Below are 11,016 nucleotides of genomic sequence, written 5' to 3'. Positions count from 1 at the left end.
AAATTTATGAGAAAGAAAATTGCATTACTTTTAGCTTCACTTACTCTAACTATGGTATTTACAGGATGTGGAAAAACAGAAGAAGCAGCACAGGGTATTACTGATACCACTATAAAGGTTGGTAACAGTGTTTCAACATCAGGAGCTTTTGCTCCAGTAGGAGTTCCATTTAAAGCTGGTATAGAAGCATATTTTAAAATGATAAATGAATCAGGTGGGGTAAATGGAAGAACAATTGAATATATCCACCAAGATGATGAATTTAATCCTGAAAAGGGTAAGGCTGTATTAGACAAGCTAGTAAATGATGATAAAGTATTTGCTATAGTTGGACACTTTGGAACTCCAGTAGTAGGAGCAACATTAGATGATCTTAAGGAAATAGGAATACCATCAGTTTATTTTGCAACAGGTACAGGAATATTATATAACGAAAATGCAGCAAAAGGAGAAGGTGATAATATCTTCCCAGTTCAACCTGTATATCCTATGGAAGGACGTATTATGACAGCATGGGCAAAAGGAGAATTTAAAGCAAATAAGATAGGTGTTATCTACACTAATGATGATGCTGGTAAAGATTTAATTAAAGGAATAGAAACAGAAGCAAAGAATATTGGAGATGTTGAAGTAATAAGTGAACAAGTAGCTCCAGGAGCAGAAGACGTTTCATCAGCAGTAACAAAGATTAAGAATGAAGATGTAGATGTTGTTATAATTGCAGGTATTCAAGGAACTTTCCCACAAATAGCTAAGGAATTGGCTAAGCAAGGAAATACTAAGCCTGCTATTACAACATATGTAAATGTAGATAAAACTATGGTGGAAGCAATTAAGAGTGATGTTGCAGATAAGTATGAAATATATGGTAATGCTTGGGTAGATGTAACTAAACCAGCGATGGCCGATTTCCAAAAGTGGGTTAAGGAAGTTTCAACTGAAGACTTCTCTGGAAATGCCTATGCTATGACTGGTTGGATAGCAGCAGATTTCTTCGTTACAGGATTAAATAATGTTGATGGAGAATTGACTTGGGAAAATTATATAGCTGCTATGGAAAAAGAGCCAATTGAGAATCCATTTGGAGGAAATATAGATTTCTCTGGTGGAAAGAGACTTGGAACTCAAGAGATGTCATTAGCAAAAATGGATTTATCAAGCCCAACAGGATGGAGTCCTTATATTGGATTTAAGAATATAGATGCTATATTAGGAAATTAATAAGAGTTTGAAGGTGCTGTCGCACAAGTTAAAATTTGAGATGTTTGCGACAGCCCTTAATAATTAAGGGAGGTTTAATATGTTAGAAACAATTAAATCAAAAGAATTAATTAATGAGAAATATATAACTGTAGATAAGGCTTTAAACTTAATTAAGAGTGGCGATGTAATAGTTTCAGGATTAGGCTCTGCCGAACCAAAAGAAATCTTAAAAAATCTTCATAAGATATCAGATAGAGTTAATGATGTAACTGTAACTACTTGTCTGCCTATGGAAATGGCTGAATATTTCACTAATGAAAAATATAAGGATTCATTTAGAATGGATGGTTGGTTTTATACAGCAGCTATGAGAAAAGGACAGAAAAATGGGAATATATCCTTTATACCCAATCATCTTCATTTAGCAGCTACAAAGAGAATGGACCATAAAAAAACTAACATATATATGGGTACAGCAACTATTCCTGATAAACATGGATATTTATCATTATCTTTAAGTAATGTATATGAAAAAAGAATGATGGAAAAAGCAGATTTAGTAATATTGGAGATAAATAAGAATTATCCAAGAACCTTAGGAGACGTTGAAGTACACATAAGTGATATAGATTATGTAGTTGAGACAGATTATGAGGTTCCAGAACTTCCAGATGTAGAACCTAACGAGAAAGATTTAATGATAGGAAGGTTTATAGCAGAAAGGATTAACAATGGAGATTGTATTCAACTTGGCATAGGGGGGATACCTAATGCAGTGGCAGCATCACTAGGTGATAAAAAAGATTTAGGAATTCATACAGAAATGTTTACTACTGGAATGGTGAAATTAATTAAATCTGGAGTAGTGACTGGAAAGAAAAAGAATTTTTATAAAGGAAAGCACATTGCAGCCTTTGCCCTTGGAACAAAGGAATTATATGACTTCTTAGATGATAATCCTTCTATAATGATGATGGATGGATATTGGACTAATGACCCATATATTATAGGGAAAAATGATAATCAAGTATCTATTAATACTACAATAGAAATAGATCTAACAGGACAATGTGCCTCAGAATCAATAGGAGCAGTACAATTTAGTGGAACTGGAGGACAAGCAGACACTGCAATTGGAGCTCAAATGTCTAAAAATGGGCGATCATTTATTGCTTTATATTCCACAGCAATGGTAAAAAATAAGGAAACTGGAATTAGAGAAGAGATTTCTAAAATAGTTCCTTTCTTAAAACCAGGAGCTGCTGTAAGTTTATCAAGAAATGATGTAGATATGGTGGTAACAGAATATGGGGTTGCAGAGCTTAGAGGTACTACAGTTAGTGAAAGAGTTTATAAATTAATTGATATAGCACATCCGAAGTTTAAAGAAGAACTATTGATGAAGGCTAAGGAGCTAGGTTTAATTTATTGAAAGTAGAGGTGCAAATATGGCATTTTTGAGTTATAGCAATAAGAATATATATTATGAGGTTCATGGAGAAGGAACTCCGCTAGTAATTTTAAATGGAATAATGATGTCTCACGTTAGTTGGCAAGTATTTTTACCTGAGCTTTCTAAGGATAATAAAGTAATTCTTTTAGATTTCTTAGATCAAGGAAAGTCAGATAAGATGGAAGAAAGCTATAAGCAAGATATTCAAGTTGAAGTACTAAAGGCAGTTATAGATGAATTAAAACTAGATAAAATAAACCTTTTTGGAATTTCCTATGGTGGAGAAGTTGCATTACAATTTGCTTTAAAATATGAAAGTTATTTAAACAAGCTGATTTTATTTAATACTACAAGTTACACTAACCCATGGTTACAAGATATAGGCAGGGGATGGATTAATGCAGCAGAGGATAGGAATAAAGAAGCCTTTTATAATGTAACAATACCTATTATTTATTCGCCAGGATTTTATACTAAGAATATAGATTGGATGAATAAAAGAAAAGATTTATTATACAAGGTATTTAATGAGGAATTTTTAACTGCTATGATAAGATTAATAGAGAGTGCAGAAGGATATGATGTGAGAAAGGATATTCATAATATAAAGGCAAACACTTTGATAGTAAGTAGTGAATATGATTTCGTTACACCAGCAAATGAACAAGAGTATATTAAAGAAAAGATAGAAAACTCTACTTATATATCGATTAAGGATTCTGGACATGCATCTATGTATGAAAGACCAATAGAATTTATAACTATACTAAAAGGGTATTTATCCATTGAGAATTACATGAAAATAGTATAAAATAACATTGGAAAATATAAGGAGTTACTTGCTTATAAAATGCAAAATAAAGGAGACAATGATATGAAGTATAATAATGAAACAAGTGAAAAAATAATGAAGGTATCCTTAAAGTTATTTTCTGAGCAGGGATACTATCCTACTACAACAAAACAAATTGCAGAAGAAGCTGGGGTAAATGAATTAACTATATTTAGACATTTTGGATCTAAGAGCAATTTGTTTCAAGTAACTACAGAGCATTATGTAATTGATTCCAGAGTAGATTATATATTAAATGATATAGAAAATCTAAGTTTTGAAGAAAGTATGTTATTGATAGCTAATAGAATATATAAGCTATTTATTCAAAATACAAAGCTTTATAAGGTTCAGATGAAATTAGCTGATAATGAGAAAGATTTTGTAAAACTTAAACTTTCAAGAAAAATAATTAGCATCTTAATAGAATATTTTAATGAGCTTAAAGAAAGAAGAATAATAGATGGTGAGACAGAAATAATGGCAGTAACTTTTGTAAATAGTCTTTTAGGGACATTTACTGTAGAAATACTAGGAGATAATACAGTAAGTAATTTAAAGTGGGAAGATATAGTAAAAGAGCATACAAGACAATTTGTATCTATATATAAGTTGTAATAAACATTTTAAATTTTATTAAGTTATATTTCGTGTTAAAAAAATATAAGTTATGGAGTTACTTTAATAACTTATATAAAAAAATAAATAATATGGACTAATTAATCTTATTTCATTAAGAATATGAAAAAGATTAATTTTTTAACAAATATGAAAGTAAGTACTTACAATTAAAAGGAGAATAATAATGTTAAGATTGAAAAATAAAGTTGCCATAGTTACAGGAGCATCCCAAGGAATCGGAAGATGTATTGCAGAAACCTTTGCGAGAGAAGGGGCTAAGGTAGTAGCAGTTGATATGAATAAATTACCTTATGAAAATAGTAATATATATGGATATGAAGTAAACGTTACCGATAGAGTGGGTATAAAGGTGTTTTTCGAAAGTATAATTGAAAAGTTTGGGAAAGTAGATATTTTAGTAAATAATGCAGGAATAACTAGAGATGCATTAATTCAAAAGATGACTGAAGAAATGTGGGACTTAGTTATAAATGTTAATTTAAAGGGATTGTTTAATATAGCTCAATTAGTTGGGCCTCAGATGATGGAAAATGGAGAAGGTTCGATAATAAATATTGCTTCTGTAGTTGGAGAATTTGGAAATGTAGGACAAACTAACTATGCTGCAACAAAGGCAGGAGTAATAGGTATGACAAAAACTTGGGCCAAAGAATTTGCAAGAAAGGGTGCTAAAGTCAGAGTTAATTCAGTATCCCCAGGATATATAAATACAGAGATGATGAAGACTGTACCAGAGAAAGTATTAGATAATATGAGGGCTAAAACTATGATTGGAAGACTTGGGGAACCAGAAGAAATTGCAAATGCAGTTTTATTCTTAGCTAGTGATGAATCATCATATATAACTGGTCATAATTTATCAGTTAATGGTGGAATGAGATTATAGGAGGATATTATGAGAGAAGTAGTTATAGTATCAGCAGTAAGAACTCCAATAGGAAGTTTTGGTGGTAGTTTATTAAAATTATCTGCAGTTGATCTAGGTGTAATTGCTGCAAAAGAAGCTATAAAAAGAGCCAATATAAGTCCAAGTGAGATTAATGAAGTACTAATTGGTAATGTGCTTGGAAGTGGACTTGGTCAAAATATAGCAAGACAAATATCTGTAAAAGCAGGAATACCAGTGGAAGTTCCAAGCATGACTTTAAACAAGCTTTGTGGATCTGGACTAAGAGCAATTAGCTTAGCGGCTCAGGAAATTATGCTTGGAGATGCAGATGTAATACTATGTGGTGGAAGTGAAAGTATGTCTAACTCACCTTATGTAATACCCACCGCAAGGTTTGGTCAAAGAATGGGTGAGGGAAAGATAATTGACACTATGATAGAGGACGGTCTAACTGATGCTTTCAATAAATATCATATGGGTATAACAGCTGAAAATATAGCAGAACAATGGGGAATAACAAGAGAAGAACAAGATCAATTTGCAGTAAGGAGTCAAAACAAAGCAGAGGAAGCTCAAAGAACTGGAAAATTTAATGAGGAAATAGTAGAAGTTGAAATTAAACAAAGAAAAGGTGAACCTCTAATTTTTGATAAAGATGAATATATAAAAGAAAATATTACTATAGAAAAACTTAGAAAGTTAAAACCTGCCTTCAAAAAGGATGGAACAGTAACTGCTGGGAATGCTTCAGGGATAAATGATGGAGCTGCTATGGTAATAGTTATGAGTAGTGAGAAAGCTGATTCATTAGGATTAGAGATATTAGCAACTATAAAGGCTTATGGCACAGTAGGAGTTGATCCATCAATAATGGGATATGGACCAGTTCAAGCTACTAAAAATGCTTTAAAGAGAGCAAATTGGACTGTTGGAGACTTAGACTTAATTGAAGCTAATGAAGCTTTTGCAGCTCAATCAATTTCAGTTGTTAGAGATTTAGAATTAGATGAAACTAAAGTAAATGTTAATGGAGGAGCCATTGCATTAGGACATCCTATTGGGGCTTCAGGAGCAAGAATATTAGTAACATTACTATATGAAATGAAGAGAAGAGATGCAAAGAAGGGATTAGCTACACTTTGTATAGGTGGAGGCATGGGGACAGCATTATTAATAGAAAGAAATTAAGTATAAGGGGAGATATAGTATGAGGGGGAAAACGATAAAGGAAATAAATTTAGGGGATAAATCAAGTTATAGTAGAACCGTATCAGAGGCTGACGTAGTTTTATTTGGAGGGGTAAGTGGGGACTTAAATCCAGCACATTTTAATGAGGAGTATTCAAAGGAAACCATGTTTAAGGGAAGAATAGCTCATGGAATGTTATCTGCAAGTTATATTTCAACTGTTCTTGGAATGCAGCTTCCAGGTCCAGGAACAATATATCTTTCACAAGAATTAAAATTCACAGCTCCTGTAAAATTTGGTGATACTATAACGGCTACAGCTGAGGTTATAGAAAGAGTAGAAGAGAAAAATAGAATAACCCTTGAAACAATTTGTGTAAATCAAAGAGGGGAAGTTGTAGTTAAAGGTAAAGCGGTAGTAATGCCTCCAAGATAAGATTTGAAAAGCAAAGGGGAAATATAAATGGAGCTATTAAATAGTATTTGGGATTTAGCTAAAAAAGACATAAAAAGAATAGTACTTCCAGAGGGAGAAGAAAGAAGAACTATAGAAGCAGCTAGAAAAATAAAGGATTTAGGATTAGCTCATCCTATATTAATAGGAAATAAGAAAAAAATTATACATGAGATTAAAAGTTTGAATTTAGAATTTGAGGATATTGAGATAATTGATTTAAATAGTTCGAGCAATATAGATAAGTATGTAGATAAGTTTTATGAATTAAGAAAAAATAAGGGTGTAACTATAGAAAAAGCTAAACAAATAGTTAAAGATCCAATGTATTTTGGAACTGTAATGCTAAAGTGTAATGATGCAGATGGACTTGTATCAGGGGCAGTTCATACTACAGGAGATTTATTGAGACCTGGTCTTCAAGTAATTAAGGCAGCTAAAGGAGCCTCAGTAGTATCAAGCTTTTTTATAATGGGAGTTCCAACTTCAAATTATGGAGAAGAGGGAATGCTTCTATTTGCAGATTGTGCTGTAAATCCTAATCCAAGTTATGAGCAGTTAGCAGAAATAGCAATCACTACTGCTGATACAGCTAAAAAAGTATGTAAAATAGAGCCTAGAGTTGCTATGCTTAGCTTTTCTACTATGGGTTCAGCAGATCATGATACAGTAGAAAAAGTAAGAAAGGCTACAGAATTAGCTAAGAAGCTAAGACCAGATTTACTTATAGATGGAGAAATGCAATTAGATGCTGCAATAGTAGAAAGTGTTGCTAAGCAAAAAGCACCTAATAGTAATGTTGCGGGAAAAGCAAATATATTAATTTTTCCAGATTTACAATCAGGGAATATAGGATATAAGCTTGTACAAAGGTTTGCCAAGGCTGAAGCTGTAGGACCTATATGTCAAGGGTTTGATAAGCCTATTAATGATCTTTCTAGAGGGTGCTCTGTAGAAGATATAATTAATGTAGTAGCAGTAACAGCAGTACAAGCACAAAATAATTAAAAAGGGGATTCATAGATGAAGGTACTAGTAATAAATTGTGGAAGCTCCTCATTAAAGTATCAAGTAATAAATATGAATACTTATGAAGTTATGTGCCAAGGCATATTTGAAAGAATTGGGCTAGAGGACTCTGTATTAACTCATAAGAATTCGATTAAAGGAAAGTATGTAGTAAAGGGGAATTTTTCAAATCATAAAGATGCTATTAATTTAGTTTTAGAAGCATTATTAGATAAAAAGTATGGTGTAGTTAATGAGATAAATGAAATTTATGCAGTAGGTCATAGAGTAGTTCATGGAGGAGAAAAATACTCAAAATCAGTACTTATAGATGATGAAGTTTTAAGTTATTTAGAGGAATGTGTTAAGCTTGCGCCAATTCATAATCCTCCAAATATAATAGGAATAAGAGTATGTGGTGAATTAATGCCAAAGACTCCTATGATAGCAGTTTTTGATACTGCATTTCATCAAAATATGCCAGAGGTAGCATACATCTATCCCATTGAATACAGTTTATATGAGAACTATGGAATAAGAAAATATGGCTTCCATGGTACTTCACATAAATATGTGGCACAAAAGCTAGGGGAAGTATTAAATAGAGATATTAATGAAATGAAAATAATAAGCTGTCATTTAGGTAATGGAGCTAGCATATGCGCAATAAAAGGGGGAGTATCTATAGATACATCTATGGGATTTACACCTCTTGCTGGAATAGCTATGGGAACTAGGTCTGGTAATATTGACCCATCGATTTCTACTTTCTTAATTGAAGAATGTGGATATACAGCGGAGGAAGCAAATGAAACCCTTAATAAAAAGTCAGGAGTACTTGGAATATCCGGTGTCAGCTCTGATTTTAGAGATATAGAGAAGGCTGCCTTAGCAGGAAATGAAAGAGCTAAACTAGCATTAGATATATTTTATTATAGGATAAGAGGGCAGATAGCTGCTTATGCTGCACATATGGGTGGAGTAGATGCTATTATTTTTACAGCTGGAATTGGTGAAAATTCAAGTATAACAAGAAAAGCTTGCTTAGAAGGAATGGATTTTTTAGGAATAAAGATTGATAATAATCGTAATAATGTAAGAGGAGAGATAGGTGAAATAAGTACTGAATCTTCAAAGGTTAAGGTATTTGTTATTCCAACTAATGAAGAACTAATGATTGCAAAGGAAACACTAGAAGTTATTTTTGGCTAAGACTTGTTACTATATTATCCTTTGCCTTAGTCGCAAGCTCCAAGTGGACGTTATGCAGAACATAGTAACAAGTCTAATGTCAAATAACTCAAGATTGGCTGGACACTAAAGTATGAAACTCAGGGAGCTGAGTTTCTTTTTTTGTAATTTAGAATAAATTATTTTTAATTATTTACTAGTTGGTCAATAATTGATATAATGATTATAGACCATGTGGTCTATAACTCGGAGGGAAGCATATATGAAGAAAGAAAAGAAAACAGAAATTACAAAAGAAAAGATTATTGCAGCAGCTATAGAGGAGTTTGGAACAAAAGGGTATATTAATTCTTCTCTTAATAATATTTGCAATAATTTTAAAATCTCGAAAGGATTAATTTATCATAATTTTAAGAATAAAGATGCTCTTTATCTAGTATGTGTTAGTAGATGTTTTTTAGAAGTTACAGAATACTTAAAGGCTCAAAATATAGGAAGTGATTTACATAGGTATATGGAATTACGATTAAAATTCTTTTTAAAGTATCCACTTTATGCCCGTATATTCTTTGAAGCAATTTTACAAACACCATCAAAACTTATAAATGAAATAAAAGAAATAAAAAGGGATTTTGATGAATTAAATAAAAGTATCTACAGATCAGCGTTGCAGAATCTGACTTTACGTAATGATGTTACAGAAGAAGATGCTTTGGAGTATTATGAGATAATACAAGAAATGTTTAATGGATATTTTAGTAGTTCAGCATACTCTAATGCAGACTTTACAATTCTTATATCTGATCACGAGGAAAAGCTTAGAAAAATATTAAACTTTATGCTTTATGGAATAGCGAAGGAGGAAGAATAAATATGATTTTTTTTAGATGGATTATTGCTATAATTATTGCTTTTTTAATAGGGAAATTAATATCGAAGGTAAAAATGCCATCAATTTTAGGGTGGCTTATTGCTGGTATGATATTAGGTCCTCATGCCCTTTCAATACTTGATAGCTCAATACTTGAAGCGGGGTGGTATGAAAATATTGTTCATATTTTAGAGTGCGTAGTAGGACTTATGATTGGAACAGAGCTTGTATGGAAAAAAATTAAGAAGTCTGGAAAATCAATTATAATAACAACTCTAACACAATCTTTGGGAACTTTCTTTTTAGTATCGTTAGTTTTTGGTGTTGTATTCTATTTTGTTGATGTACCTATTTATCTTGCTTTCATTTTTGGTGGAATTGCATTAGCTACAGCACCAGCGCCAGCATTATCTGTTGTTAGAGAATTTAAAACAGATGGACCTGTGACTAAAACATTGATTCCTATGGCAGCATTAGATGATATGGTGGGGGTAATTGTATTTTTTACAACAATTGCTGTTGTTGCAGGAAATATATCTGAACAGAAGCTACCAGGGTATATGATTCCTATTGTTGTGGTACTTCCATTAGTTATTGGACTAGCTACTGGACTTTTAGCTGGTTTATTATTAAAAAAGGAACGCAAAACATTAGATACTTTAGTGATTCTTATTGGAATGATTTTAATTACTTCAGGAATAGGATTTATTTTTAATAATCATATTATGCCTAAACCAATATTGAATTTTATGTTAATGGGTATGGCTTTTTCGGCTACATTTTCTAATATGATAACAGAAGATAGGCTTGAAAAGATAATGAATGATTTCAATCCAATTTTAGGTATTTCAATGATTATTGTTATTTTAAATCTTGGAGCACCATTAGATTATAATTTGATTCTTAGTGCAGGTTTATTTACTGTTATATATATTGTTGCTAGAGCTTTGGGTAAATATTTTGGTGCATTCTTTGGTGCAAGCATTACAAAATCTCCGAAGACTGTTAGAAATTATTTAGGATTAACATTACTTCCACACTCAGGAGTATCCCTTGTATTTACAGGGATCGCAGTATCTGTTTTGGCAGGACCTGATCCTAAATCTGCAGAAATTATTCAAGGAACTATTGCAGCTGCAGCAGTCGTAAATGAAGTGATTGCTGTTATAGTTGCAAAGAAAGGGTTTGAATGGGCAGGAGAGTTTGGAAAGAAGGATATGAAGATAAAGGGCTAGTAGGCATTATCTAACTAATATAAAATGGGACTGTTGGACAAACAGTCCCA

At 32.1% G+C, this 11,016-nt stretch carries 11 protein-coding genes; all 11 read left to right on the top strand.

The window, feature by feature from the left end; translation table 11 throughout:
* On the top strand, window positions 1-1,221 hold a 1,221-nt coding region (locus tag E6248_RS08405; protein WP_316340369.1), incomplete at its 5' end, for an ABC transporter substrate-binding protein.
* Window positions 1,222-1,300: 79 nt separating this feature from the next.
* Complete coding sequence (locus E6248_RS08400; RefSeq protein WP_316340368.1) at window positions 1,301-2,635, top strand: acetyl-CoA hydrolase/transferase C-terminal domain-containing protein; 1,335 nt, start codon at window positions 1,301-1,303, stop codon at window positions 2,633-2,635.
* 16 nt (window positions 2,636-2,651) lie between these two features.
* Window positions 2,652-3,467, top strand: coding sequence for an alpha/beta hydrolase (locus E6248_RS08395; RefSeq protein ID WP_316340367.1), 816 nt, complete (start codon window positions 2,652-2,654; stop codon window positions 3,465-3,467).
* A 63-nt stretch (window positions 3,468-3,530) separates the two neighbouring features.
* On the top strand, window positions 3,531-4,106 hold the full coding sequence (locus E6248_RS08390) for a TetR/AcrR family transcriptional regulator (RefSeq protein ID WP_316340366.1): 576 nt from the start codon (window positions 3,531-3,533) through the stop codon (window positions 4,104-4,106).
* A 187-nt stretch (window positions 4,107-4,293) separates the two neighbouring features.
* A complete protein-coding gene (locus E6248_RS08385) occupies window positions 4,294-5,016 on the top strand; it encodes a beta-ketoacyl-ACP reductase (protein ID WP_316340365.1) in 723 nt (240 codons plus the stop codon).
* Window positions 5,017-5,025: 9 nt separating this feature from the next.
* On the top strand, window positions 5,026-6,207 hold the full coding sequence (locus E6248_RS08380) for an acetyl-CoA C-acetyltransferase (protein ID WP_316340364.1): 1,182 nt from the start codon (window positions 5,026-5,028) through the stop codon (window positions 6,205-6,207).
* Between the two features lie 19 nt (window positions 6,208-6,226).
* Window positions 6,227-6,643: a MaoC family dehydratase gene (locus E6248_RS08375; RefSeq protein ID WP_316340363.1), complete on the top strand. Its 417-nt coding sequence runs from the start codon at window positions 6,227-6,229 to the stop codon at window positions 6,641-6,643.
* 27 nt (window positions 6,644-6,670) lie between these two features.
* Entirely contained in the window at window positions 6,671-7,669 is a 999-nt protein-coding gene (gene pta / locus E6248_RS08370) for a phosphate acetyltransferase (RefSeq protein WP_316340362.1), read from the top strand.
* Window positions 7,670-7,684: 15 nt separating this feature from the next.
* Window positions 7,685-8,881 (top strand): acetate kinase, encoded by a 1,197-nt coding sequence (locus E6248_RS08365; RefSeq protein WP_316340361.1) that lies wholly within the window; start codon window positions 7,685-7,687, stop codon window positions 8,879-8,881.
* Between the two features lie 241 nt (window positions 8,882-9,122).
* Window positions 9,123-9,731, top strand: coding sequence for a TetR/AcrR family transcriptional regulator (locus tag E6248_RS08360; protein ID WP_316340360.1), 609 nt, complete (start codon window positions 9,123-9,125; stop codon window positions 9,729-9,731).
* A gap of 2 nt (window positions 9,732-9,733) precedes the next feature.
* Window positions 9,734-10,966: a cation:proton antiporter gene (locus E6248_RS08355; RefSeq protein ID WP_396335139.1), complete on the top strand. Its 1,233-nt coding sequence runs from the start codon at window positions 9,734-9,736 to the stop codon at window positions 10,964-10,966.
* The last annotated feature ends 50 nt before the right edge of the window (window positions 10,967-11,016 follow it).

This window comes from Clostridium sp. (assembly GCF_032552055.1).
GTDB lineage: Bacteria > Bacillota > Clostridia > Clostridiales > Clostridiaceae > Clostridium.
Note: the sequence above shows the minus strand (reverse complement) of the source record. Positions and strands in the feature narration are given on the sequence as shown.

Excerpts from the sequence above, each read along its gene's own strand:
- E6248_RS08365 (WP_316340361.1), top strand. The coding sequence starts at position 7,685 with ATGAAGGTACTAGTAATAAATTGTGGAAGCTCCTCATTAAAGTATCAA.
- E6248_RS08380 (WP_316340364.1), top strand. The coding sequence starts at position 5,026 with ATGAGAGAAGTAGTTATAGTATCAGCAGTAAGAACTCCAATAGGAAGT.
- E6248_RS08360 (WP_316340360.1), top strand. The coding sequence starts at position 9,123 with ATGAAGAAAGAAAAGAAAACAGAAATTACAAAAGAAAAGATTATTGCA.
- E6248_RS08400 (WP_316340368.1), top strand. The coding sequence starts at position 1,301 with ATGTTAGAAACAATTAAATCAAAAGAATTAATTAATGAGAAATATATA.
- E6248_RS08390 (WP_316340366.1), top strand. The coding sequence starts at position 3,531 with ATGAAGTATAATAATGAAACAAGTGAAAAAATAATGAAGGTATCCTTA.
- E6248_RS08375 (WP_316340363.1), top strand. The coding sequence starts at position 6,227 with ATGAGGGGGAAAACGATAAAGGAAATAAATTTAGGGGATAAATCAAGT.
- E6248_RS08395 (WP_316340367.1), top strand. The coding sequence starts at position 2,652 with ATGGCATTTTTGAGTTATAGCAATAAGAATATATATTATGAGGTTCAT.
- pta (WP_316340362.1), top strand. The coding sequence starts at position 6,671 with ATGGAGCTATTAAATAGTATTTGGGATTTAGCTAAAAAAGACATAAAA.
- E6248_RS08385 (WP_316340365.1), top strand. The coding sequence starts at position 4,294 with ATGTTAAGATTGAAAAATAAAGTTGCCATAGTTACAGGAGCATCCCAA.
- E6248_RS08355 (WP_396335139.1), top strand. The coding sequence starts at position 9,734 with ATGATTTTTTTTAGATGGATTATTGCTATAATTATTGCTTTTTTAATA.